This is a genomic window from Nocardia africana NBRC 100379, assembly GCF_001612635.1.
GTDB lineage: Bacteria > Actinomycetota > Actinomycetes > Mycobacteriales > Mycobacteriaceae > Nocardia > Nocardia africana.
Genome location: NZ_BDAV01000008.1, coordinates 67,347 through 90,137, shown reverse-complemented (window position 1 = coordinate 90,137; position 22,791 = coordinate 67,347). Strand labels below are relative to the sequence as shown.

The 22,791-nt window shown below is 67.2% G+C and carries 25 protein-coding genes and 1 pseudogene; 16 read left to right on the top strand and 10 right to left on the bottom strand.

Features of this window, described 5'->3' with window-relative positions; translation table 11 throughout:
* Positions 1-54 precede the first annotated feature (54 nt).
* The 5 genes from cyaB to NA3_RS14365 all read right to left on the bottom strand — a co-directional run bounded on the left by cyaB (position 55) and on the right by NA3_RS14365 (position 3,098).
* The gene (cyaB, locus tag NA3_RS14385) at positions 55-621 is read right to left on the bottom strand and encodes a class IV adenylate cyclase (protein WP_227995074.1); all 567 of its coding nucleotides are present in this window, start codon (positions 619-621) and stop codon (positions 55-57) included.
* A gap of 5 nt (positions 622-626) precedes the next feature.
* Positions 627-1,997, bottom strand: coding sequence for a hypothetical protein (locus NA3_RS14380; protein ID WP_062964122.1), 1,371 nt, complete (start codon positions 1,995-1,997; stop codon positions 627-629).
* Between the two features lie 44 nt (positions 1,998-2,041).
* Positions 2,042-2,197: a hypothetical protein gene (locus NA3_RS36910; protein ID WP_157126558.1), complete on the bottom strand. Its 156-nt coding sequence runs from the start codon at positions 2,195-2,197 to the stop codon at positions 2,042-2,044.
* Complete coding sequence (locus NA3_RS14375; RefSeq protein ID WP_062964121.1) at positions 2,194-2,424, bottom strand: eL24 family ribosomal protein; 231 nt, start codon at positions 2,422-2,424, stop codon at positions 2,194-2,196. The genes NA3_RS36910 and NA3_RS14375 overlap by 4 nt, the downstream gene beginning before the upstream one ends.
* Before the next feature lie 482 nt (positions 2,425-2,906).
* Positions 2,907-3,098, bottom strand: a complete 192-nt coding sequence (locus tag NA3_RS14365) for a helix-turn-helix domain-containing protein (RefSeq protein ID WP_062964119.1) — start codon at positions 3,096-3,098, stop codon at positions 2,907-2,909.
* Positions 3,099-3,281: 183 nt separating this feature from the next.
* Here NA3_RS14365 and NA3_RS14360 point away from each other — a divergent pair, with 183 nt between their 5' ends.
* Positions 3,282-4,556, top strand: coding sequence for an NsdA family TPR-like regulatory protein (locus NA3_RS14360; protein WP_062964118.1), 1,275 nt, complete (start codon positions 3,282-3,284; stop codon positions 4,554-4,556).
* On the opposite strand, the gene NA3_RS14355 is transcribed toward NA3_RS14360, so the two are convergent.
* Complete coding sequence (locus tag NA3_RS14355; protein WP_439956178.1) at positions 4,553-5,203, bottom strand: HAD family hydrolase; 651 nt, start codon at positions 5,201-5,203, stop codon at positions 4,553-4,555. The genes NA3_RS14360 and NA3_RS14355 overlap by 4 nt on opposite strands.
* 241 nt (positions 5,204-5,444) lie before the next feature.
* Between NA3_RS14355 and NA3_RS14350 the strand changes: the two genes are divergently transcribed.
* Together NA3_RS14350 and NA3_RS14345 are read left to right on the top strand one after the other, a co-directional pair.
* Positions 5,445-5,954, top strand: coding sequence for a DUF2231 domain-containing protein (locus tag NA3_RS14350; protein ID WP_062964117.1), 510 nt, complete (start codon positions 5,445-5,447; stop codon positions 5,952-5,954).
* A gap of 86 nt (positions 5,955-6,040) precedes the next feature.
* The gene (locus NA3_RS14345; protein WP_063917502.1) at positions 6,041-8,242 is read left to right on the top strand and encodes an acyl-CoA dehydrogenase family protein; all 2,202 of its coding nucleotides are present in this window, start codon (positions 6,041-6,043) and stop codon (positions 8,240-8,242) included.
* 10 nt (positions 8,243-8,252) lie between these two features.
* On the opposite strand, the gene NA3_RS14340 is transcribed toward NA3_RS14345, so the two are convergent.
* Positions 8,253-9,596: a cytochrome P450 gene (locus NA3_RS14340; RefSeq protein ID WP_062964115.1), complete on the bottom strand. Its 1,344-nt coding sequence runs from the start codon at positions 9,594-9,596 to the stop codon at positions 8,253-8,255.
* A gap of 99 nt (positions 9,597-9,695) precedes the next feature.
* Here NA3_RS14340 and NA3_RS14335 point away from each other — a divergent pair, with 99 nt between their 5' ends.
* A complete protein-coding gene (locus NA3_RS14335; protein ID WP_062964114.1) occupies positions 9,696-10,307 on the top strand; it encodes a TetR/AcrR family transcriptional regulator in 612 nt (203 codons plus the stop codon).
* Here NA3_RS14335 and NA3_RS14330 read toward each other — a convergent pair.
* Positions 10,298-10,882, bottom strand: a complete 585-nt coding sequence (locus tag NA3_RS14330; protein ID WP_062964113.1) for a TetR/AcrR family transcriptional regulator — start codon at positions 10,880-10,882, stop codon at positions 10,298-10,300. The genes NA3_RS14335 and NA3_RS14330 overlap by 10 nt on opposite strands.
* Before the next feature lie 99 nt (positions 10,883-10,981).
* Between NA3_RS14330 and NA3_RS14325 the strand changes: the two genes are divergently transcribed.
* Positions 10,982-12,121 (top strand): acyl-CoA dehydrogenase family protein, encoded by a 1,140-nt coding sequence (locus NA3_RS14325; protein WP_062964175.1) that lies wholly within the window; start codon positions 10,982-10,984, stop codon positions 12,119-12,121.
* 23 nt (positions 12,122-12,144) lie between these two features.
* On the opposite strand, the gene NA3_RS14320 is transcribed toward NA3_RS14325, so the two are convergent.
* On the bottom strand, positions 12,145-13,092 hold the full coding sequence (locus NA3_RS14320; protein WP_062964112.1) for an extracellular catalytic domain type 1 short-chain-length polyhydroxyalkanoate depolymerase: 948 nt from the start codon (positions 13,090-13,092) through the stop codon (positions 12,145-12,147).
* 179 nt (positions 13,093-13,271) lie between these two features.
* Here NA3_RS14320 and NA3_RS36005 point away from each other — a divergent pair.
* A pseudogene (locus tag NA3_RS36005) lies at positions 13,272-13,397 on the top strand (FAD-dependent oxidoreductase); the annotation flags it as partial.
* Between the two features lie 4 nt (positions 13,398-13,401).
* On the opposite strand, the gene NA3_RS14315 reads toward NA3_RS36005, so the two are convergent.
* Positions 13,402-14,154, bottom strand: a complete 753-nt coding sequence (locus NA3_RS14315) for a patatin-like phospholipase family protein (protein ID WP_218021822.1) — start codon at positions 14,152-14,154, stop codon at positions 13,402-13,404.
* A gap of 228 nt (positions 14,155-14,382) precedes the next feature.
* On the opposite strand from NA3_RS14315, the gene NA3_RS14310 reads away from it, so the two are divergent.
* The 10 genes from NA3_RS14310 to NA3_RS14270 all read left to right on the top strand — a co-directional run bounded on the left by NA3_RS14310 (position 14,383) and on the right by NA3_RS14270 (position 22,789).
* The gene (locus tag NA3_RS14310; protein WP_062964110.1) at positions 14,383-14,760 is read left to right on the top strand and encodes a hydrogenase maturation nickel metallochaperone HypA/HybF; all 378 of its coding nucleotides are present in this window, start codon (positions 14,383-14,385) and stop codon (positions 14,758-14,760) included.
* A complete protein-coding gene (gene hypB, locus NA3_RS14305; protein ID WP_062964109.1) occupies positions 14,715-15,686 on the top strand; it encodes a hydrogenase nickel incorporation protein HypB in 972 nt (323 codons plus the stop codon). The genes NA3_RS14310 and hypB overlap by 46 nt, the downstream gene beginning before the upstream one ends.
* 82 nt (positions 15,687-15,768) lie before the next feature.
* Positions 15,769-16,824: an NADH-quinone oxidoreductase subunit B family protein gene (locus tag NA3_RS14300; RefSeq protein WP_062964108.1), complete on the top strand. Its 1,056-nt coding sequence runs from the start codon at positions 15,769-15,771 to the stop codon at positions 16,822-16,824.
* Positions 16,825-16,836: 12 nt separating this feature from the next.
* Positions 16,837-18,633: a nickel-dependent hydrogenase large subunit gene (locus NA3_RS14295; RefSeq protein WP_062964107.1), complete on the top strand. Its 1,797-nt coding sequence runs from the start codon at positions 16,837-16,839 to the stop codon at positions 18,631-18,633.
* Between the two features lie 33 nt (positions 18,634-18,666).
* On the top strand, positions 18,667-19,566 hold the full coding sequence (locus NA3_RS14290; protein ID WP_084491552.1) for a NifU family protein: 900 nt from the start codon (positions 18,667-18,669) through the stop codon (positions 19,564-19,566).
* Positions 19,563-20,201 carry a DUF5947 family protein gene (locus NA3_RS14285; protein ID WP_062964105.1) on the top strand — a complete coding sequence of 213 codons (639 nt, stop codon included), beginning with the start codon at positions 19,563-19,565 and terminating at the stop codon, positions 20,199-20,201. Before NA3_RS14290 ends, NA3_RS14285 begins: the two co-directional genes overlap by 4 nt.
* Positions 20,198-20,845 (top strand): DUF6084 family protein, encoded by a 648-nt coding sequence (locus tag NA3_RS14280; RefSeq protein WP_227995075.1) that lies wholly within the window; start codon positions 20,198-20,200, stop codon positions 20,843-20,845. Before NA3_RS14285 ends, NA3_RS14280 begins: the two co-directional genes overlap by 4 nt.
* A complete protein-coding gene (locus NA3_RS14275; protein ID WP_062964104.1) occupies positions 20,842-22,170 on the top strand; it encodes a hypothetical protein in 1,329 nt (442 codons plus the stop codon). Before NA3_RS14280 ends, NA3_RS14275 begins: the two co-directional genes overlap by 4 nt.
* 26 nt (positions 22,171-22,196) lie before the next feature.
* Positions 22,197-22,316 (top strand): DUF6893 family small protein, encoded by a 120-nt coding sequence (locus NA3_RS39455; protein WP_372464222.1) that lies wholly within the window; start codon positions 22,197-22,199, stop codon positions 22,314-22,316.
* The gene (locus NA3_RS14270; protein WP_062964103.1) at positions 22,313-22,789 is read left to right on the top strand and encodes a hydrogenase maturation protease; all 477 of its coding nucleotides are present in this window, start codon (positions 22,313-22,315) and stop codon (positions 22,787-22,789) included. Before NA3_RS39455 ends, NA3_RS14270 begins: the two co-directional genes overlap by 4 nt.
* The last annotated feature ends 2 nt before the right edge of the window (positions 22,790-22,791 follow it).

Sequence of the window (22,791 nt, the reverse complement as noted above, 5' to 3'; positions counted from 1 at the left end):
GAGGAGAACGTCGGTTCGGTCCCGGCGTGGTAAGCATCATCCGATGTCAATCCATCATCGCGTAGCCATCATCACCAAGTCGCGGTAGGGCAGCGTGACGACCGGCAGTGTGTCGATACCCAGCTCGCGCTCGATCTGCTTGAGGTGAGTTGCCGCGTCGTGCTGGTCGGTCGCGGACACCTCGGTCTCGACGAATTCGCCTGCACCGGTGACACTGTCGAGAGCAATGACGGTGTCGTCACGATCGGGGTGGCAGAATACGTGCCGATTCTTTTCCACGACCGCCAGTTCGCGCATTCCGACAGCCTCGAGCAGTGCGCGTGCAGCGTCGCTGTTCTCGATTCCTGCAAGGGCGACGTTGATTTCGCGTTTGGCGATGATGTGGCTCGCGCCGTGGGTGCCGGGATTCGACGGCGGTTTGTAGGTGATCTCGCAGAAGTCGGCGCGGCGGCGTACCCGAAGGCATTCGACGGTCTGCATGTAGTCGACGTCGGGTCGGCTGTAGTAGACGTCGGTCTCGGTGACCTGACGGTCCCCGCGGTAGCCCAGGGCAGCGAGTCGGTCGCGCAGGGAGGCAGCGTCAGCGACGGCGCGTTTGCGCTCGACCTCGATCAGGTGCATTCGGTTCATCCTTTCCAATGGATGGCGGTGTGCAGGCGGGCGATGTTGGGTTTGGAGCACAGCTGTTGGAGTGTGGCCAGCGCTTGTTGCATGGTGTGGGTGTCGTGGGTCGGGATGTTCTGGAACAGGATCAGCTGTTTCGCGTCGATCAGCGGGTTCGGGAGCCGCTTGGCGAGAAAGCGATTGTAGTAGCGGCGATCTCGCGTGAACACGTCCTCGGCGCAGACCGGCATCAACACCGCGTCTTGATCCGGCCGCCCTTCCAGTGAGTTCACCGCGAACGCGGTGAGCAGATCGTCCGCGGTCAGGTACGCGTAGGTCTCGTGGCCCTCGCGTGCCAGCCACCCGCGCCATGTCGGTTCGCATCGGGAGTCGGCGAGTTCGGCACCGGCCAGGAAGGCCATGAGCGCGGCGTCGGTGACGGCATCGAAGATGTCGCCGTCGATCACGTAATGGTCGCTGTACCGTTCGCTGACCGCCAGCAGCGCAGTTCGTTGCGGTGAGACCAGCACAGAATCTGTGAGGGTGTAGTGAACGCGCTTGTGGCCGGAGCGGAAATCGATCCAGTCCACCGACAGTTCGCCGTCCAGTATCGGCTCGAACCCGAGGATCCCGGACCTCCAGACGTGATCGCGCAGGGTGATGTAGTGGCGCTGTACTTCTCGGAACAGCCCGACCGGTGCCTCGATGACGGCGCAGACGTGAGTGTCGAGTTCGGCGACGGGCACTATCCGCGAGTTCTGTCGTGCGACGACCTCGTCGTCGTGGTGATGGTAGGGATGCGCGCCCTCGATGAGATAGTGGGGCACGAACATTCGTAGGAACTGCAGCCAGGATGGCGAACTGTAGCACTGCACGACGCGTTCATGCAGGGTTGGCGCATCCACGGCGTAGACGTCGCGGTAGACGAAGAACCCGTAGTGACGGATCACGCTCGGCAGCACCCGCATCATCGTGTGCAGCCCCGCGTACGCACCCCCATAGGAGTACACCTCGTGCATGAGCGCCGAGGCGCTGATCACGTCCACGGGCTCGGCGATCAGCGCGGCAAGGTCCTTCGCCCAGCCTTGCATGAGGTGGCAGGTACCCACGGCCTCGAATGCGCCCATGGCCAATGTCAGCGAATGCGACACCACCCCGGGAGCCTCGATCAACGTCAGCCGGGCCCCGCTGCCGGGGGCGAGTTTCGAGGCGAGGTATTGCACAGCCGCACCCCCGCCTGGTCCGATTTCGACCAGGTGAGGGTTGGCCGTCTGCAGACGGGTGAGGGCGCGGTGGACGAGTGCGCCTTTCTCGTCGCCGTGGTCGTTCGCGGCGATGTCGAGGTAGACAGCATCCGACTTCTGTTGATGGGCAAAGCTATTCACTGTAGTCATCGAACCTTCCAGAACTGAGAACGTGCACAGAATGGCGCGCGGCGCTACGGCTCCTCCGGCCCGGATTCAAGGCGGTCGCGGTCACTCCACTCATCGAGCCCCTGGGCGACGCGGATCAGCAGCGCCGCACACGGCAGCGTGGTCGGGTAGCGAACGAACCCGGACTCACCGGGCCTGCGGCGTGGAAGCTCGTCGATCATCGCGGAGGCCCCTCGGTTTCCAACCGCCCCAACTTCTCTGTGGCCTTGGGGTCCGCATCGATGCCGGGGCGCTGAGGCAGCTCGATCAGCGAGCGCGACTTCGAACCCGCGTGATACGCGCTGAGGCACGTTTCGCTGCAGAAAACCCGGCCATCCACGCGCAGTGGTACGCCACGGATCTCGAGCGCGCACCAGTCGCACCAGTCGTCGTCGTTGGTGACGGTCACGCCATCACCTCCGATGCCCGGGCTCACCGGATGCCTCCGATGACAGGCAAACGAGGGCGGATGCGGCCCGCAACTTGGTGCGATGTAAGGATTCTCGCTCTGAAATTTGCCGAATCAGCACGCCAAAGCCTCCCAGCTTCATATATTGCGAAATTTGTTCTGCGTTTGGATTGGTCATGTCTTGTCGTTTCGGGTGATCGTTGATCCACGCCGTCGCGGTCCGCGGCGTAAACCGGCATTTGCGGATGGTGTGGCGGTCGGTCCGGATCAGGGCAGCAGATAGAGGCGTTCGCAGGGGAGGCGAGGACCCGCCCCGTAGCGCCCGGAGGTCACGGTGACCGTGCCGGGCCGGCGGGCGTTCACGTCGCAGATGAACACCATCGCGGCCGTCAGGCAGGCAACGAAATGCAGACGTACGCTGTCGAATTGGACCTCGAGATGAATGTCTGGTTCCTCTGGTCGCGGTGACCGGCCGCCGGGCTTCATCGCTTTCCGGCCAATACCTGCCACGCCGCTCGCTGGTTCTGGAAGGTGTGGCCGTTGTCGCGCAATGTGTGCAGCGCGCGCATTACACGGTGCTTCGGTACCCCCAGGTTGCGGGCGATCGTGTCGGCGGTGAGCGTCCCGCCAGGTGCCAAGAGCGCGAGAACATCAGCTTCGAGGGTGTTCATCATCGGGCCACCTCCGTCGGCTTACGAACTGTCGTGGTTCGCGCCGCTGAGTAAAAGATTATCCGGCGCTGTGACCCACGATGACCGAAGCAGATGGCCATAAGAAGGACAAGTGAGAGGACATATGGAGGCCATTGGAACGAATACACTCTGCAAATGTCCCGATAGAGGACTAGTCTCACAGGCATGGCAAACAATGGGAATGCCGCGCTGCGCGCGGCCCGTCAGGCGCTGGGGTACCGATCGCAAGCGGCACTGGCCGACGCGTTGACGGAGGTTGCGCGGGTGATCGGGCTGCGCATCGAGGTGGCTGCCCGCACCGTGCGGCGCTGGGAATCCGCCGACCCGCCATGGCCGCATCCGGAGCATGCCGCCGCGCTCGAGGCGCTGTTCGAACGTCCCGTGACGGAACTCGGGTTCACGCCACCATGGCCGAACGAATCCGAAGGGCGCAGCACCCGGGAAGTGCTAGGCGCCAATGGAATCCAGCGAAAGACGCGGTATCGGCGTGTCATGGGTGGCACGGAACTATCGGCGAGTGTCGCCAAGGACTACATGGCGATCACGGTCGCTCATCGCGGGATGTACTGGTCACTACCAGCAAAGCAACTGCAACGGTCCGTATCCGATCATGCCCGGTTGGGGGCGGATCTCATTCCCCAAATCGACGTACGCGCGGTGGCGCGCCTCGCACGAGCGGTCTCGGAATCGGCGTTGCTTGCCGGTCGCCTCGAGTTCTTCGACCTTCAGCAACCCGAGGAGGCGCAGGCCAGTTTCGTCCTCGCGCTTCAGGCCGCCCATGAAGCGGCTGATGCCTTGCTGGGCTGTGCAGTGCTCGCGCACATGGCGTTCATTCCAGCGTTCTCCGGCGACGTGAAGCGAGCCGAGGAAGCGCGGGAGCGAATCCGGGCGGCTCGCGCATTCGCGCGCCGCGGGAACGGAAACCACGAACTGATGGCGTGGCTCGATGCGGTCGAGGCCGAAGTCGAGACGCGGTTCGGCGACACCCGACAGGCTCTCAAACTGATCCGGCATGCCGAACAGTCCTACGCCCAACACGATTCGCATGAGATGCCGTCCCCCGAGTGGCTGGACTGGTTTTCGCCGACCCGGCTCGCAGGTTTCAAGGCCAACACCCTGATATCGGCAGGGGAAGGCCGTCAGGCATTGGAGACGCTGCGGCAAGTTCTCGACGAACTTCCCGCCGAATCAGTGAAACAGCGATCGGTGTACCTCGCCGATGCTGCTGCCGCGTGCGTGTTGGACAAGCTTCCCGAGCAGGCGTGCCACTTCCTCGATGAAGCCTTGGACGGTATCGGAAAGTACTGGTATGCAACGGCTTTGGATCGAGTCAAGGCAGTGCGGCAGGACCTGCGAAGGTGGGACTCGATCCCCGAGGTCCGGGCATTGGATGAACGGTTGTACGACTGGCATACAACCGTCAACTCCCTATCTGGTTAACGCTCAGCGTTCACGATGCGGGGAAGCTCGGACAGGCTGTGAATTCGCCAGTCCGCGAGTTCCTTGACGTCCTGCCGGTCTCGGTGAATCCAGCCCCACGGGCCGCGCTGGATATAGGCGGCTCGCATCCCCACCTTGACCGCTGGGGTGATGTCGTTGTCGATACGGTCGCCGACGTAGATGATCTCTTCGGCTGGGCATCCGGCGACCTCGACAACCTTCTCGAAGAACGCGACATCGGGCTTTGACAGGCCCCAGTCGTCCGAGGTCGCTATGAAGTCCGTCGGCAAGTCGAGACCGCGCAGAAGACCTCCAGCACGCACGGTCTGGTTGCCGACGATGCCGACCCAGATGCCCATCTCACGGAGTTCGGACAGAGCGGGGCGCACATCCGGGTAGAGGTCATCCTCACCGAACCACTCCGGCTTGCCCGCGTCCACGCGCGCCTGGCGCTCCCGATCCAGATCGAACCCCGGCTTGAAAACCTGGAAGGTCTCGCGATAGTCGAGTCCCTGGGCGATGACTGCGCCGAAAACCGAGACGAACGTATGCCGAGGAACGCCCAGCCAGTCCGCCCAGGTGCCATACTCCCGGGTCTCGTCCACAAGAGTCTCGCCGACATCGAACACAACGGCTCGGATCACCACAGCTCCTACTTCAACCGCCGACCATGCGGCACCGACATCGCCGAGGCCAGTCTAGGACCCCGCCGAACGAACGGGTTTGTGTGTCTTCCTCGCTAGAGACAGCGGTGACGACAGCCCCTCGCCGACGAGGAATACGCCCGGGCCGTCGAGGCGTGATCGGACGGTCGTCGCCGCTCAGCGGTTTCACAGCGTGGTCGTGGAAGGCTGGCGCGCGTTCGTCCGTCCGACAGAAAGTCCTTCGATGTCGACTCTCAATGGGCTGCCCGCTCATATTCTGCTGGTCCATTTCGTGGTGGTCCTGGTGCCGTTGACCGCCGTGCTCACCATCGCGTGTGCGCTGTGGCCGGCGGCGCGCCGGCGGTTCGTATGGCTGAACCTCGCGCTGGCAGTGGTGGTCGTCGTCCTGACTCCGATCACCACCGATGCCGGTGAATGGCTCGAGCGCCGGGTCGGTGCCAATCCCGATCTGCGCACCCACACCCACCTCGGCGACACATTCCTCTACTTCGCCGTCGCGTCGGTCGTCGCGGCCGCCCTGATCGCCGTGGTTCATGTGCGGGAGAGCCGTGAGCGCGGGCTCTCCCGCCCGCTGGTCGGCGCGGTGGCGGTCGTCGCGATCGCGGCGAGCGTCGCCGCGACCGTGCAGATCTACCGCATCGGTGAATCCGGGGCGGGTTCGGCCTGGCACGGGGTGGCGACGCGGCCCGCCCACGCGCGCGCCGCGACGCAGGGCGCCACGTCGTCGCGGTGAACAGCCCCGCAACACGCTGCAACCTGTTCTAATCGGGGTGTGCGGGCGGGAGCCCGGACCGTATCGACGCCGAGCGGAGTGAGATCGTGCCCCTGGCTCTGACCGCGGATCAGGCGGCGCTGGCGCAGGCCGTCAGCGGATTCGCCGACCGCCACCACACCCGCGAATACACCCGCAAGCACACCGATCGCCTCGCCGCCGGCGAACGGCCCGCCTTCTGGGCCGATCTGGTCGCGCTGGGGCTGCCCGGTGTGCATCTGCCGGACGAGGTGGGCGGACAGGGCGGAACCCTGGACGAGATCGCGGTGGTGCTCGCCGAAGCCGGGCGGGCGCTGCTGCCCGGCCCGCTACTGCCCTCGGTGATCACCAGCGCCGTCGTCGCGTCGGCGAAACCCGATGCGGCGGTGAGCGATACGTTGCGGCGTTTCGCCGAGGGCGGGACCGGGGCGACCGTGGATTCCGGACACCGGGTGCGGTTCGCCGACGGCGGCGCGAGCGGTGTGACCGGCCCGGTCCTGGGCGCCGCCGCGGCCGACGTGCTCCTGGTGGCCGCGGCCGACGGCGACCGGACCCGCTGGTTCCTGGTGGACCGTAACGCCCCGGGTGTGCGGATCGAGGCGTGCGCCGGATCGGACCTCGGCCGGGACCTCGCCGTCGTCCGCTTGCGCGATGTCGCCGGAATCGAGCTCACCGGCATCGACACCGGCTATGCCGAGGCGGTCGCCACCGCGTTCATGGCCGCCGAAGCAGCCGGGGTGATCCGCTGGTGTTCGGACACGGCCACCGGATACATCAAGGCGCGCAAGCAATTCGGCCGTCCCATCGGCTCCTTTCAGGCCGTGCAGCACCGCGCCGCGCACCTGTTGATCACCAGTGAACTCGCCACCGCGGCGGCCTGGGACGCGGTGCGCGGACTCGCCGACGACCCGGCGCAGCGCACGCACGCCGCGGCCGGCGCCGCGCTCACCACGCTCGGCAGTGCCGTGCACGCGGCCGTGGAATGTCTGTGCCTGCACGGCGCGATCGGTTTCACGTGGGAGCACGATCTGCACCTGTACTGGCGGCGGGCGATGTCGCTGGCCGGTCTCGGCGGTTGCGTGGAGAGCTGGGAACGCCGTCTCGGTGAGGTCGCGCTCGGCGGTCCGCGCACGTTCGCCGTACCGCTGCCGGAAACCGATTCCTCCTTCCGCACATGGGTTTCGGAGATTCTGGATCGAGCCGCCGCCCTGGACAATCCGAATCCCGGCAAGATCGGTGACCACGACGCCACCAACACCGGCCCCCGGCGCACTCTGCTCGCCGACTCCGGCCTGGTGTCGCCGCCGATGCCGAAACCATGGGGGATCGCGGCCGGTCCGCTGGAACAGCTGATCCTGCAGGACGAATACGACAAGCACGGAATCGCCCAGCCCTCCATGGGAATCGGCCAGTGGGTGGTGCCGATCGTGCTGCAACGCGGCACCCCCGAACAGCTCGCCCGGCTGGCCCCGCCCGCGCTGCGCGGCGAGGAGATCTGGTGCCAGCTGATGAGCGAACCGGAGGCGGGCTCGGATGTGGCGTCGCTGAGCCTGCGCGCCACCAAGGACGGCGACGGGTGGCGGCTCAACGGGCAGAAGATCTGGACCACACTGGCGCATCGCTGCGACTGGGGATTGCTGCTGGCCCGCACCGATCCCGAGGCCGAACGCCACCGCGGCCTGACCATGTTCCTGGTCGATATGCACGGCGCGGGTGTGACGGTCCGCCCGATCACCCAGTCCAGCGGTCACGCCGAATTCAACGAGGTGTTCTTCGACGACGCCTTCGTCCCCGGCGACATGGTCCTCGGCGAGGTCGGGCAGGGCTGGGCGCTGACGCTGGAAACCCTTGCCCAGGAACGACTTTTCATCGGCGGCGTCCGCGACCCCGGGCACAACTCCCGCATCGTCGGCATCATCGAGCGCGCGGAATACGCGGGCAGTCGCGACAACGCCCTACGTGTGCTGGGACGGATCAGCGCGCGCGGAGCCGCCATCTCGGCGATGAACCTGCGCGAAACCATCCGTCGGCTCGACGGTCACGGAATCGGCCCGGCCACCAGTATCTCCAAGGCCGCGGCGTCCATGCTGCACACCGACGCCGCGGCCGCCGCCCTCGAACTCGTCGGGCCGGCCGCGGCGCTGAACGAGAAGGATTGCGAGGTCGTCCTCCACGAACTCGACATCCCGAGCTGGGTGATCGGCGGCGGAACCCTGGAAATCCAGCTCAACACCATCGCCACCCTGGTCATGGGCTTGCCGCGAACATAGCGGGGCGCGCTCAGTTGCGGACGAAGGTGATGGGCAGGCCGTCCTTGGGGTAGGGCAGGGAGTGGTAGTCCAGGGGCGCGACGTAGGCGGGGTCGACCCGCCAGTGGTAGTCGCGCAAGAGGCGATGCATGATCGACTTCACTTCCAGCCCACCGAAATGCATGCCGATGCATTTGTGCGCGCCGCCGCCGAAGGGCTCCCACGCGAAGCGATGGGATTTGTCCTCGCGGCGTTCGGGGCCGAAGCGGCCGGGATCGAAGGTATGCGGGTCGGTCCAGTACTGCGGCATCAGATGGGAGAACTGCAGTCCGATGACCACATCGGTATCGGCCGGGATCCGAACCCCTTGGATCACAGTGTCTTTCACCGCGTAGCGGACCAGGACCGGAACCGGGGCGCGCAGGCGCAGCGCCTCGCGCATGACCAGATCGATGCACTCCAGTCGCTCGAGTTCGGCCATCGACGGTGCGGGGCCCAGCGCCGATGCCTCACTGCGGCAACGCTCCTGCCACTGCGGGTGCTGCCCGAGATACTGCAGGATCGTGGAGGTGGTGATGGTGGAGGTGTCGTGGGCGGCCATCATCAAGAAGATCATGTGGTTGACCACGTCGTCGTCGCTGAACCGAGCGCCGTCCTCGTCTTCGATATGGCACAGCACCGAGAAAATGTCGTCGGTCTGCTCGGCGCGTTTCGCCGGCAGATAGTGACGCAGAAAATTCTCGAGCACCCGCCGGCCGCGATAGGCCTTACCCCAGCGGGTGAACGGCACGTTGCCGCGCACGATTCCGGCCGCGGCCTGCACACACGCGATGAACGCCTTGTTGATCCGGTCCATCTCGGCCGGTGAGGTATCCGCCGCGCCGCCCATGAACAGATCGGCGGCGATATCGAGGGTGAGCTGCTTGAGTTTCCAGTACGCCGGGAACGATTCGCTCTCGCCCCAGTGCGCGACACCCTGTTCGATCGCCGGATGCAGCCGCTCGGTGTAGGCCTGCAGGCGGGGACGGGTGAACGCCTGCTGCATGATCCGCCGATGCCGCTTGTGCTCGTCGAAATCGATGAGCATGAGCCCGCCGTGGAAGAACGGGCCGACCAGCCGCGACCAGGCCGGTTCGTTGGCCAGAGCGCCGTCCTTGTTCAGCAGTGCCTCGCCGCACGCGTCGGGGCCGAGCAGCAGGGCCGCGGTCCGGCCGAGGGAGTACATCGGCGCGACCGGCCCGTAGTGATCCCATTCCCGCTGGAACAGCGCCAGCGGGTCCTGGGCGTAGTGCAGCAATTGCCCGAGTACGGGGTAGCCGCGGTCCTCCCGCCGCTGCGTCGGAATGGGCCTGGTCCGCAGGGCGTCCGCCGTCATCGCACACCTCGTCTCTGTGATGCCGCTCACGTCACAGCCTGATTCAGGAAGGACGTCCTGTCAACCTTGACGAGGAACTCGCTGTGGCATGCTGGGGCCATGGCCGTGCAATCAGGGGTCTATCGCGGAGCGACCGCCGCCGAACGGGCCACCGAACGCCGGTCGCGCTTGCTGAACGCGGGGCTCACGGTGTGGGCCGAGGCGGGGACTCGGACGACGATGACGGCGGTCTGTGCCGAGGCCGGGCTCAGCGAGCGCTACTTCTACGAGAGTTTCAGCGGACTCGACGCCCTGCTCGAGGCCGTGCTGAACCAGATCGCCGTCGAAATCGAGGACAACAGCCGCAGCGCCGCCGACGCCGCCGGCGACGATCCGGAAGCGCGCATGCGAGCCTCGATCGGCGCGTTCGTGCGGCTGCTCGTCGAAGATCCGCGCAAGGGCCGGGTCGCGATCGTCGAGTCGGTGGCGTTTCCGCACTTGCGGCGGCGGCGCACGGAATTGCTCCGGCATCTGGCGCACGAGTCGGCCCTCGAAGTACGAACTTGGCTCGGCGATTCCGGTCGCAGCCGGACCGCCGACGAAACCTCCGGTCTGCTGTTCATCGGCGGTATGGCCGAACTGGTCACCGCCTGGCTCGACGGCGCCATCGAGGTGACCGCCGAGGAGATGGTCGAGGCCGCGTGCCGGGCACTGCGTGGTCTCTACCGCTGAATGCCGGTGGTGAGGATGGCCGCGAGTTCGCGGTAGGCGTCGGCGTCGTCGAGGCCGGTTTCGGTGCGGACGCCGCCCTGCTGGATGCGGACCATCATGGTCGCGGCGAGGTCGGCGGCGAAAGCGGCGTGGACTTCCCGGAATTCGCCGGCCGCGACGCCGTCGTCGACGAGTTCGCGGACCCGTCTGGCGGCGAGGCGGGTGTTCTGCTCGTAGACCTCTCGGGCGGGGGCGAAGGCGTCCAGGTCGGTCATGAACTGCTGTGAGGCGGCGCCGAGGACGGTTCCGACGGCGGACAGGTAGGCGATGATGCGTTCGCGGGCGCTGGTCGTGGTGGCGATGCGCTGCTCGACATCGTCGGTCGCGCGGCGGAAGAAATGCACGGTGGCGGCCCGGACCAGCTGTTCCTTGCTGCCGGCCAGTGTGTAGAGCGTGCTCTTGGAACAGCGCAGCCGCGCCGCGATCTCGTCCAGGGTGAGGTGGGCGAAGCCCTCGGTCAGGAAGAGGTCGACCAGTGCGTCGAACAGTTCGCCGCGCCGCCGGGTGCCGAAACCGCTGCGAGTCGTCTGCGCCATGCCTGAATAGTACTCAAACGAGCCTTGCAGTACTGTACGGCGGACAGTACTGTAGGCGATAACGGAGTACTGTCATGCGTGGCCGAAAGTGAGGATGTCGTGGCTGTCGATCGATTGCTGCCCACCGACGAGGCGCACGAGCTGATCCAGCTCACGCGCGACATCGCGGACAAGGCGCTCACCCCGATCGTCGACGAGCACGAGCGGTCGGAGTCGTATCCGAGCGGTGTGTTCGCCACTCTCGGCGACGCGGGATTGCTGAGTCTGCCGTATCCGCAGGAGTGGGGCGGTGGCGGCCAGCCCTACGAGGTGTATCTGCAGGTGCTCGAGGAGATCGCGGCGCGGTGGGCGGCGGTCGCGGTCGCGGTGAGCGTGCACAGCCTCGCCTGCCATCCGCTGATGACGTTCGGGACCGAGGAACAGCAGCGCCGCTGGCTGCCGGAGATGCTGGGCGGCACCACGATCGGTGCCTACAGCCTGTCCGAGCCGCAGGCGGGATCGGATGCCGCCGCGGTCGCGTGCAAGGCCGTGCCCGTGGACGGCGGTTATCGGCTCAACGGCACCAAGGCATGGATCACCCACGGTGGCATCGCCGATTTCTACAACGTGTTCGCGCGGACCGGTGAGGGCTCGCGCGGTATTTCGTGCTTCCTGGTGCCGAAAGACCTCGAGGGCCTGAGTTTCGGCAAGCCCGAGGAAAAGATGGGCCTGCACGCGGTGCCGACGACGACCGCGCATTACGACGATGCGTACCTGCCCGCGGAGCGGCGGATCGGGGCCGAGGGGCAAGGACTCCACATCGCTTTGAGCGCACTGGATTCCGGACGTCTCGGAATCGCGGCGGTGGCGACGGGTCTGGCGCAGGCGGCGCTCGACGAGGCCGTCGGTTATGCGAAGGAGCGCAGCACTTTCGGTAAGAAGATCATCGATCATCACGGCCTGGGTTTCCTGCTCGCCGATATGGCCGCCGCCGTCGACTCGGCCCGGGCCACCTACCTCGACGCCGCGCGCCGTCGTGACGCCGGACTGCCCTACTCGCGGCAGGCCTCGGTCGCCAAACTCGTCGCCACCGATGCCGCGATGAAGGTGACCACCGACGCGGTGCAGGTCTTCGGGGGCTACGGCTACACCCGTGACTTCCGCGTCGAGCGGTACATGCGCGAAGCCAAGATCACGCAGATCTTCGAGGGCACCAACCAGATTCAGCGTCTGGTCATCAGCCGCTCGCTTGCGAAGTAGCCTCGCCGGGAATGCGGCCGGCGCTATCGGCCGCTGAAGAACTGCCAGATGACGGTGGTGGCGTCGAATTGACGGCTGACCTTGCCGACGAGGGCGGCGGGCAGATATTGCGGGCCGCCGGGCCAGGTGTGCCCGCCGTTGTCGATCGAATACGCCGCTACCCGCGCATCGCCGGCACACGCGGCGGCCGCGGTGTGGACAGCGGTTCCGTCCTCGGCGGTTTTCGGCAGCTCGGAGGTGGTCACCGGGCCGCACTCGCCTTTCGTGCGCCACAACTGCTGGGTGGCGTCGACGGACAGGACGGGGCTGGTGCCGGGGCCGTGGCGGCCGGAGGTCACCCGCACCACCCCGCCGTCGTAAGGAACGATCGGGTCCGCGGTGCCGTGGATTTCGAGTACCGGCATGGGGTGCGAGGGCGCGCAGTCGGCGGCATCGGCGGCGGGAAGCGGTCCGGCGACCGGCGCGATGGCGGCGATCTTCGCCGAGAGCCGGCAGCCGAGGTATTCGGTGAACATCGCGCCGTTGGACAGGCCGGTGGCATAGACGCGGTGCGGATCCACGTCGTCGTCGGCGACGAGGCGGTCGATGATCGCGGAGACGAAGGCGACATCGTCGACGGCGTTCGCGCCCGCGGCGGTGTCCGCACCGCGCCCGTCGTTCCAGCTCTTGCCGGAGCCGACGGGATAGACGGCGACGAAACCGGCGGTGTCGGCCAGGGTGTCGAAACCGGTTGTGGCGGCCATGTTTTCGGCCGTTCCGCCGCCGCCGTGGAAGATGAGGACGGCCGGTCGTTTCCCCGGCCCGCGCGAGGACGGTTCGTGGATCAGATACTGCCGTGGCAGGCCGCCCGTCTCCACGGTGACCGTCCGGTCCCCGGCCGGAGAGGCGTGCAAGGGAGCGCATCCACACACCGCAGCGATCAGACCGGCTGCCGCGACGCCGGCCAGGATCGGTGCGAACGGCTTATCCATGGCACAACCGTAAACCGGATCCATCGCGCCGTCGGTCCCGCGCAGCTGAGGATTACCTGAAGCCGCTGCGGCGGCGGGGCGTAACGCGGCGCACGAATCAGCGCGGGAGCACACTGTGGTTGCGTCGCCGGTATTTCAGCAGGGCAGCAACGACTTTCGGGGACACGGTCAATAGCCTGAGTCCGGTGGGCCGCATCCACTGGGCGGGCGCGGAGACCTCCGACGTGTGGAACGGCTACATGGACGGCGCCGTGCGGTCGGGCCACCGCGCCGCAGCCGAGATCCTCGACCGCTTCGATCCTTGAGGTGCTACGGGCCTGACGGCGTGGGCCAGAGCTCGCGCAATCGTGCGGCGGCCACCGCGCTCTGGCGTAGTCCGGCCTCGTAGGCGGGGCGAAATGCCTCCGGATCGAAGACGTCCGCGCCGGTGGCGGCGATGGCTTGGGCGTCGGGGGCGACGGAAATGGTTGTGGCCGAGCCCAGTTCGTGGTCGGTGTCGGCTCGTGGGTAGAGGTGGGCGCCGGGTTCGAGGATCACGATCGTCTCGGCGCCGGTCGCGAGGTCGGCGTTGATCGGGGAGCGTACGCCGCCGTCGGCGTAGCGGCCGCCGTCGATCGGGATCGGCGGGAACACGCCAGGCACCGCGGTGCTCGCCGCGACCGCTTCCGCCACGGATGCCGCGTCGGCGCGGGTCCACGCTCGCAGGTCGCCGGACTCGGCATCGACCGATGTGACGACGAGGTCGCGGTTCGGCCAGCGCGGCATCGCCAGCAGGGCGTCCATCCGGGCGACGTGGTCGGCGGCGTCGGTGGGGACGGCCGGGGCGGGTGCGGGTCCCGGCTCGGGCGGGGTGAGCAAGCGGGCGACGTCGCCGCCGTCCGCCAGTACCGCGGCGACGACCGCGCCGGCCGAGGTGCCGACGATGCGGTCCGCTCGCGCGAGATCGATTCCCGCCTCCCGCAAGCCCACCACCAGCCCGACGGTCCACACGGTGCCGACCGAGCCGCCCCCACCCAGCACGAGCGCGGACCGAAAACCGTTGGGTGGCAGAGCGGAAGTCACCCGCCGAGCCTACCGGCGATCCCGAGGACAGTGCTCCCGTCGCCGGGGGCGGTGGCGGTGTGCCGTCGGAGATCCGCGAAGAGGCGGTCCCGAGTGTTCGCCGCCGCGCGGATCGGTGGTCGAGAACGCCGACGGGCCTGGTAGAGCGGGTTGTGCGGTGGAGGTGCCGGAGTACGCTGAGTGGGTCGGCCTTCGATGAATCGGCGTATCGATGAATCGAGAGAACTCATGCACGAGCTGGCAATCGCGCAGGGGATCGTGAGCGGCGCGTGTGAACATGCTGCCGGGCGGCGGGTGTACCGCGTGACCGTTGCGATCGGGATGCTCTGCGCGGTGGTTCCGGATTCCCTGCACTTCTGTTTCGGCCTCGCGGCCGAAGGGACCCTCGCCGAGGGCGCCGAACTCGTGATCGAGGAGATTCCGGGCCGGGCGCGCTGCCGCAGCTGCGGCGCCGAATTCGATCTGCCCGATCCGATCCCGCTGTGCGCCTGCGGCAGCGCCGACGTCGATATCCGCGCCGGGCGGGAATTGCGAATCCGCTCCATGGAGGTGAGTGACACATGTGCGCAACCTGCGGATGCGGCGGCGACGACACCCAGGCGGTGATCACCGGCCCGCACGAGCACGAACATTCGCACGACCCCGACCACACGCACGAGCACGGCCACACGCACGAGCACGGGGACGCGCACGACCATGGTGACGGGCACGTACACGACCATGGTGACGGGCACGCGCACGACCATGGTGAGCATGCGCACGACCACCACGAGGACGCGCACGATCACTCCGGAGACACGCACCCGCACGACGACTCGCACCGGCGCGAGCTCGGCGACCGGCCGACCGAGACCGTCACTCTGGAACAGAAGGTTCTGGCGAAGAACGACGCACTGGCACAAGCCAATCGGCGCTGGCTGGCCGAGCGGGACATTCTCGCGCTGAACCTCACCAGTTCGCCGGGGGCGGGCAAGACGACGCTGCTCGAACGCACCATTCGGGAATGCCCGGGCACGCCGATCGCCGTCGTCGAGGGCGATCAGGAGACGCTGCTGGACGCGCGGCGGATCGAGTCCACCGGCTGCCCCGTGGTGCAGATCAACACCGGCGCCGGCTGTCATCTCGACGCGCAGATGACCCGGGGCGCGCTCGAATCGCTGGACCCGGCGCGCGGGAGCGTGGTCTTGATCGAGAACGTCGGCAATCTGGTGTGCCCGGCGCTGTTCGACCTCGGCGAGCGCGCGAAGGTCGTGATCGTCTCGGTGACCGAGGGGACCGACAAGCCGCTGAAATATCCGCACATGTTCGCCGCCGCCGGCCTGGTGCTGATCAACAAGATCGACCTGCTGCCCTACGTCGACTTCGATCTCGCCAGCTGCACGCGCTACATCCATGCGATCAACCCCGGGGTATCGGTGCTCGAGGTGTCGGCGACCAGCGGAAAGGGCCTCCGCGACTGGTACGACTGGCTGGCCGGGCAACGCCGGGCCGCAGCCGGCGCACCCATTGAGGTTCAAATGTCGCGCGACTAATATTTGTGTGGTCTGTATCACAGATTGAGACGGCTTCGAGCCGGATCGGCCAGCCCCCGCCCGGCTCGGGAAGGCGGCGTTCATGCCAACCCAGGAAGCAGTGCGGGCCGAAGAGACGCTGATACACGTCCTGTGGATCAACGCGGGCCTCAGTTGTGACGGCGATTCGGTGGCGTTGACTGCCGCCACCCAGCCCAGTGTCGAGGAAATCGCTCTCGGGGCGCTTCCCGGCCTGCCCAAGATCGCCGTACATTGGCCGCTGATCGATTTCGAATGCGGTCCGAACGGGGGAGCCGACGACTTCATCGAATGGTTCTTCAAGGCCGACCGCGGCGAACTCGAACCCTTCGTTCTGGTGGTCGAGGGATCGATCCCGAACGAACAATTGCACGGCGACGGTTACTGGTGCGGTTTCGGCAACAATCCGGAGACCAACCAGCCGATGACCACCAGTGAATGGCTCGACCGGCTGGCGCCCAAGGCCACCGCGATCGTGGCGGCCGGTACCTGCGCCACCTACGGAGGCATTCACGCGATGGCCGGTAACCCCACCGGAGCGATGGGGGTTCCGGATTATCTCGGCTGGGATTGGAAGTCCAAGGCCGGAATTCCGATCGTGTGTGTGCCGGGCTGCCCGATCCAGCCGGACAACCTGTCCGAGACGCTGACCTATCTGCTGTACATGGCCACCGGTCAGGCGCCGATGATTCCGCTCGACGAAGCGCTGCGCCCGAAATGGTTGTTCGGGGCGACCGTGCACGAGGGTTGCGATCGCGCCGGATACTACGAACAGGGTGATTTCGCCGAGGAGTACGGCTCGCCGAAGTGCATCGTGAAGCTGGGGTGCTGGGGCCCGGTCGTGAAATGCAATGTGCCCAAACGCGGTTGGATCAACGGTGTCGGCGGTTGCCCGAACGTCGGCGGCATCTGCATCGGCTGCACCATGCCGGGATTCCCGGACAAATTCATGCCGTTCATGGACGAACCGCCCGGTGGGAAGATCTCGTCCACCGCGTCGGGGCTGTACGGATCGGTGATCCGTAGCCTGCGCCACATCACCGGCCGCACGGTCGACAAGGAGCCGCACTGGCGGCACAAGGGGGAGAAACTCGATACGGGCGCGACTCGCACCTGGTAGGAGTATTTCGCGATGACACAGATCATCCCGGAGGCGTCGCACAAGAAGATCGAGCCGGATTCACTCGTCGAAATGGCGTGGGACCCGATCACCCGGATCGTGGGCAGCCTCGGTATCTATACGAAAATCGATTTCGAGAACCGGGAAGTGGTCGAATGTCACAGCACGTCGTCCATCTTCCGTGGCTATTCGATATTCATGCGCGGCAAGGATCCGCGCGATGCGCACTTCATCACCAGTCGCATCTGCGGAATCTGCGGTGACAACCACGCCACCTGTTCGTGCTACTGCCAGAACATGGCCTATGGCGTGAAGCCGCCGCATCTGGGCGAGTGGATCGTCAATCTCGGCGAGGCCGCGGAATACATGTTCGACCACAACATCTTCCAGGAGAATCTGGTCGGGGTGGACTTCTGCGAGAAGATGGTCGCCGAGACCAATCCGAGCGTTCTCGACGCCGCCCGCCAGGCCGAGGCGCCGCACGCCGCGATGCACGGCTATCGCACCATCGGCGACATCATGGAAGCGCTCAATCCCTTCACCGGTGAGTTCTACCGCGAGGCGCTGCAGGTGAGCCGGTATACGCGAGAGATGTTCTGCCTCATGGAAGGCCGGCACGTGCATCCCTCGACGCTGTATCCCGGCGGCGTCGGCACGGTCGCCACGGTCCAGTTGATGACCGACTACATGTCGCGGCTGATGCGCTACGTCGAATTCATGAAGAAGGTCGTGCCGATGCACGACGACCTGTTCGACTTCTTCTACACCGCGGTGCCCGGATACGAGCGGGTCGGGCTGCGGCGCACCCTGCTGGGCTGCTGGGGCTCGTTCCAGGATCCGGAGGTATGCAACTTCGAGTACAAGGACATGGAGGACTGGGGCCGGCGGATGTTCGTGACGCCGGGTGTGGTGGTGGACGGCAAGCTCGTCACCACCTCGCTGCTCGACATCAATCTCGGAATCCGAATCCTTTTGGGCAGTTCGTATTACGACGACTGGACCGATCAGGAGATGTTCGTGAAGACCGATCCGCTGGGCAATCCGGTGGACCGGCGCCATCCATGGAATCAGCACACCAATCCGAAGCCGCAGAAACGCGACCTCGACGACAAGTACAGCTGGGTGATGTCACCGCGCTGGTTCGACGGCAAGGACCATCTGGCCCTCGACACCGGCGGCGGCCCGCTGGCCCGGTTGTGGTCGACGGCGCTGGCCGGTCTGGTCGACATCGGCTACGTGCGCTCGACCGGGCACAGCGTGCAGATCAACCTGCCCAAGACGGCGCTGAAGGGGCCGGTCGAACTCGAGTGGAAGATTCCGGAGTACGGCAGCAACACCATCGAACGCGATCGCGCCCGCACCTACTTCCAGGCCTACGCGGCGGCCTGCGCATTGCATTTCGCCGAGAAGGCGCTCACGGAGATCCGGGCCGGGCGGACCAAGACGTGGGAGCATTTCGACGTGCCGGACGAGGGGATCGGCTGCGGGTTCACCGAGGCGGTGCGCGGCGTGCTGTCGCATCACATGGTGATCCGCGACGGCAAGATCGCGAACTACCACCCGTATCCGCCGACGCCGTGGAATGCCAACCCGCGCGACAGCTTCGGCACGCCCGGTCCCTACGAGGACGCGGTGCAGGGACAGCCGATCTTCGAGGAGAACGACCGCGAGCACTTCAAGGGCATCGACATCATGCGCACGGTGCGCAGCTTCGATCCCTGCCTGCCCTGCGGTGTGCACATGTACCTCGGGAAGGGCACGACCCTGGACCTGGTGCATTCACCGGCACAGATATCGACCGTCGGATAACCGGAGATCCGGTGCCGGCGGCCGGAGGAGGCGATATCCACGCGTCCTGACGGCGAGTCCGCTACGACGGTCGGCGACGACCGGTGGCGCAGCGCGGGCGAGCGCATCGAGACCCTTCTCGATGCCAGTTCCGCGGGTGGTGCGGCGGCCCGGGAACGGGCCGAGGCGCTGGTCGGCGAGGTGGTCGACCTGTACGGCGCCGGACTGCGGCGCATCCTCGCCGTGCTGGACGACGCCACGGTGCAACGACTGCTCGCCGACGATCTGGTCGCCAGTCTGCTGCTGGTGCACGGCCTGCATCCGCACGACGTGGCGACCCGGGTCGCCGGCGCGCTCGACAGCGTGCGGCCGTATCTGGGATCGCACGGCGGCGACGTGCGTCTGCTCGAGGTCACCGCGGAGGCGGTGGTCCGGCTGGAGCTGACCGGGAGCTGCCGCAGCTGCCCGTCGTCCTCGGTGACTCTGGAATTGGCGGTGGAGGACGCCGTGCGTGCGGCCGCACCGGAGATCACCGCGATCGAAGTGGTCACCGCGGAGGCGGCAGCCGACGCCGCGGTGATCGCCCCGGAGACGCTGTTCGCGCACGTGCGATCCGGCGGAAACTGGGTCGGCGCACCGGAATTGGCGGAGCTGGCCGCCGGTGAGGTCGGCGGATTCGCGCTGTCCGGGCTGAGCGTGCTCGCCTGCCGGGTCGGTGACGAGATCTATGTCTACCGCGATCACTGCCCGAGCTGTGATCGGACGCTGGCCGGTGCGGTTCTGCACCGCGGGGTCCGCGGCGATCCGGTGCTGCGCTGTCCCGGTTGCCGCGCCCATTTCGATGTCGTGCACGGCGGTGCCCGCCTCGACGGGGCCGGACACCTCGAGCCGCTGCCGGTGCTGGTGCGCGACGGCGAACTGTCGGTGGCGATTCCGGTGGGGGTGGGCGGATGAATCCGACCGTGCGCGCCCTGCGCCGCCTCGCGGCCGAACGCCCGCCGGCACCGGCGGGGGAGCGTTGCGAGATGTGCGCGGAAGATATCGGCGCGGACCATCAGCACGTCGTCGACACCGAAAGCCGGCGCATGCTCTGCGTGTGCCGGGGTTGCTATCTGTTGTTCACCGATCGCGCCGCGGCCCTGCGCTATCGGGCGGTGCCGCGACGGTACGTCTCGTTCCCGGATTTCCGGATGGGCCTGCCGGAGTGGGACGGCCTGGAGATCCCGGTCGGACTGGCCTTCTTCTTCCACAGCTCGTCGGCCGGGCGCACCGTCGCCTTCTATCCGGGGCCGGCCGGAGCCACCGAATCCGAACTGCCCCTGGACAATTGGAACGAGTTCATGGAGCGGCATCCGGAATTCGGCGATCTCGCCGACGATGTCGAGGCATTGCTGATCCAGGTTCCCGACCGCGACGCCGCCGCACGCTGCCTGCTGCTGCCGATCGACGCCTGCTACGAGTTCGTGGGCCGGATCCGCCTGCTGTGGCGCGGTTTCGACGGCGGTGCGGACGTGCGCGACTACGTGGAGCGATTCTTCGACGAGACGGCGGCGCGGGCCCGGGCATACGATCCGGGGGAGGCGCCGTGAGTCCCGCCTACGCCACCACCTTCGCGGTGCTCGGGATGAAGCCCGAACCGTATGCGGTCACGCCGATCCTGTCCGCGCGGATCGGAATCGCCTCTGTCGGTGATGAAGCCGTGCACGCGATCGCGCTGCGTGCCCAGGTGCGCATCGAGCCGAACCGACGGACCTACACCGATGCCGAGAGTGCGGGACTGCTGGATCTGTTCGGCCCCCGCGACCGCTGGGACCACACCCAGCGCTCGTTCCTGTGGATGCACTGCGCGACCACGGTGCCCGGCTTCACCGGCGGCGCCGAGGTGGATCTGCCGATGCCGTGCACCTACGATCTCGAGGTCGCGGGATCGAAGTATCTGCACGCGCTGCGCGGCGGCGACGTGCCGCTGGTGTTCCTGTTCAGTGGGACCGTATTCATCCGCGGCAGCCACGGTTTCGCGGTGCAGCAGATCCCGTGGGATCGCGACGACCGGTACGCCATGCCGGTCTCGGTGTGGCGGGAACTGATGGCGGCGCACTTCCCGGCCACGGGCTGGCTGCGCCTGCACGAGGACACCCTGGCCGCGCTCGCCGCCTACAAGGGCGAGCACGGTCTGCTCGGCTTCGACGAGACGGTCGCACGGCTGCTCGCGAGCGCACAGGAGTCGGCATGAGTACCCCGGGATCGAGCCGAGAACGAGCCCGCGCGGTCGCAGACGCGGTGCTCTACGAGGGCTATCTGCTCTACCCGTACCGGGCCGACGCGCGAAAGAACCGCTGCCGCTGGCAATTCGGCGTCCTCGGCCCCGTCGGCGCGCACGCGTCCGGGCTGGGCGAGGAGTCCGAACTCGCCGGGCAGATGCCGATCGCCCCGGACGGCGAGCCGGTCCTGCGGTTCACGCTGAGGTTCCTGCAGTTGCAGCATCGCGGTGTGCACGACGCGGACGGCACACCCGTCGCGGAACCGACCGCCGCGGGCGACACCTGGCCCGATTGGGACGAGGCCGTCGAACGGGAGATCACCGTCGGACCGTGCGCCCCGGTCGCCACGACGGTGCCGTTCGAGATTCCGGGAGGTCGCGACACCGAACCCCTCGTCGACCCGGCGACCGGGCCCGCGAACATCGTGCGCACCCGCCACCCGCTGCGCGGCGAATTCGAGCTGGCCGTCGCGACCGAGGGTGACTATCCGATCCTCAGTATGACGCTGCGCAATACCGGGGAACCGGCCGCGGACCGCCGCGACGCCCTGGCCCGCTCGATGCTCGGCGCCCACGTGGTCGCCGAGGTCACCGGCGCGGAATTCGTCTCGCTGCTGGAACCGCCGCCGCAGGCCGAATCCGCCGTGGCGCGGTGCGTCCAGCATCGCTGCTTCCCGGTGCTGGCCGGGCCGCCCGGTGACCGCAGCCTGATGCTGATCTCGCCGATCATCCTCTACGACCATCCCGAAATCGCCGCCCAAAGCCAGGAATCGCTCTACGACGCCACCGAGATCGACGAAATCCTCACCCTGCGCGTCATGGCGATGACCGACGAGGAGAAGGCTGCCGCACGGGCCACCGATCCGCGCGCGGCCCGCATCGTCGACAGCTGTGACGCGATGACCCCCGAGCAGATGGCGCGACTGCACGGCGTGCTGCGCGATCCGGGCGCCGCCGAGAGCCGGCTGGTGCCGGAGATTCCGCCCGGGACGGACTGGTGGGATCCGGTGGCCGACGGTGCGGTGCGGCCGGATTCGGATGCCTTGCCCATCGCCGGGACGCTGGTGCGCAAGGGCAGCAGGGTCCGCCTGCATCCGGCCCGGCGCGCCGACATCCACGACATGTTCTTCGACGGCAGGGACGCACGGGTCACCTCGGTGCACGCCGACGTCGACGGACGCACCTACGTCGGTGTGGTCATCGCCGACGATCCGGGAGCCGATCTGCACGAATGGTACGGGCGCTACCTGTATTTCGATCCCGACGAACTGGAACCGCTGGACGGACCGGGCGAGTAGCGCGGCCGGAGGAAAGGACGGATGTCATGGAGACGGTGGGAATGGTGGCGACGGGAGTCGTCGCGGCGGCGGTCGTCGCCCTGGCGTTGATCGGAATCCGCTCGATTCCGGATATGCGCCGCTACCTGCGAATGCGGCGCATGTGAACAGCCGGGTGCTGGTCGCCGGAATCGGCAACATCTTTCTCGGCGACGACGGATTCGGCCCCGAGGTGGTGCGGCGGATACCGCCGGACCGCGAGGACGGCGTGCGGGTGGTCGACTACGGCATCCGCGGCATGCATCTGGCCTACGACCTGCTCGATGGCTGGGATGCGCTGGTCCTCGTCGACGCGATCCCGAATCGGGGCGCGGCGGGGCGCATCGAGGTGATGCGCGCCGAACCGGGGCAGGAGGCGCCGGCCGGTCTGGACGCCCACGGGATGGATCCGGAAGCGGTGTTCGCCGGGGTCCGGGCGCTGGGTGGGGTCGTGCCACCCACTGTGGTCGTCGGCTGTCAGGTGCTGTCGACCGACGAGGGAATCGGCCTGTCCGAACCGGTGGCGGCCGCGGTGGACGAGGGCGCCGAGACCGTGGCGCGGGTGCTCGCGCAGCTGCGGATGTCGCGAACGGAGGTGTGATC

What these genes read in the sequence shown, in the direction of transcription:
- NA3_RS14350 (WP_062964117.1), top strand. Translation starts at nt 5,445, where the DNA reads ATGTCGACTCTCAATGGGCTGCCCGCTCATATTCTGCTGGTCCATTTC.
- NA3_RS14330 (WP_062964113.1), bottom strand. Translation starts at nt 10,882, where the DNA reads ATGGCGCAGACGACTCGCAGCGGTTTCGGCACCCGGCGGCGCGGCGAA.
- NA3_RS14360 (WP_062964118.1), top strand. Translation starts at nt 3,282, where the DNA reads ATGGCAAACAATGGGAATGCCGCGCTGCGCGCGGCCCGTCAGGCGCTG.
- NA3_RS14340 (WP_062964115.1), bottom strand. Translation starts at nt 9,596, where the DNA reads ATGACGGCGGACGCCCTGCGGACCAGGCCCATTCCGACGCAGCGGCGG.
- NA3_RS14300 (WP_062964108.1), top strand. Translation starts at nt 15,769, where the DNA reads ATGCCAACCCAGGAAGCAGTGCGGGCCGAAGAGACGCTGATACACGTC.
- NA3_RS14320 (WP_062964112.1), bottom strand. Translation starts at nt 13,092, where the DNA reads ATGGATAAGCCGTTCGCACCGATCCTGGCCGGCGTCGCGGCAGCCGGT.
- NA3_RS14365 (WP_062964119.1), bottom strand. Translation starts at nt 3,098, where the DNA reads ATGATGAACACCCTCGAAGCTGATGTTCTCGCGCTCTTGGCACCTGGC.
- NA3_RS14380 (WP_062964122.1), bottom strand. Translation starts at nt 1,997, where the DNA reads ATGACTACAGTGAATAGCTTTGCCCATCAACAGAAGTCGGATGCTGTC.
- NA3_RS39455 (WP_372464222.1), top strand. Translation starts at nt 22,197, where the DNA reads ATGGAGACGGTGGGAATGGTGGCGACGGGAGTCGTCGCGGCGGCGGTC.
- cyaB (WP_227995074.1), bottom strand. Translation starts at nt 621, where the DNA reads ATGCACCTGATCGAGGTCGAGCGCAAACGCGCCGTCGCTGACGCTGCC.
- NA3_RS14335 (WP_062964114.1), top strand. Translation starts at nt 9,696, where the DNA reads ATGGCCGTGCAATCAGGGGTCTATCGCGGAGCGACCGCCGCCGAACGG.
- NA3_RS14275 (WP_062964104.1), top strand. Translation starts at nt 20,842, where the DNA reads ATGAGTACCCCGGGATCGAGCCGAGAACGAGCCCGCGCGGTCGCAGAC.
- NA3_RS14295 (WP_062964107.1), top strand. Translation starts at nt 16,837, where the DNA reads ATGACACAGATCATCCCGGAGGCGTCGCACAAGAAGATCGAGCCGGAT.
- NA3_RS14310 (WP_062964110.1), top strand. Translation starts at nt 14,383, where the DNA reads ATGCACGAGCTGGCAATCGCGCAGGGGATCGTGAGCGGCGCGTGTGAA.
- NA3_RS14285 (WP_062964105.1), top strand. Translation starts at nt 19,563, where the DNA reads ATGAATCCGACCGTGCGCGCCCTGCGCCGCCTCGCGGCCGAACGCCCG.
- hypB (WP_062964109.1), top strand. Translation starts at nt 14,715, where the DNA reads ATGTGCGCAACCTGCGGATGCGGCGGCGACGACACCCAGGCGGTGATC.
- NA3_RS36910 (WP_157126558.1), bottom strand. Translation starts at nt 2,197, where the DNA reads ATGATCGACGAGCTTCCACGCCGCAGGCCCGGTGAGTCCGGGTTCGTT.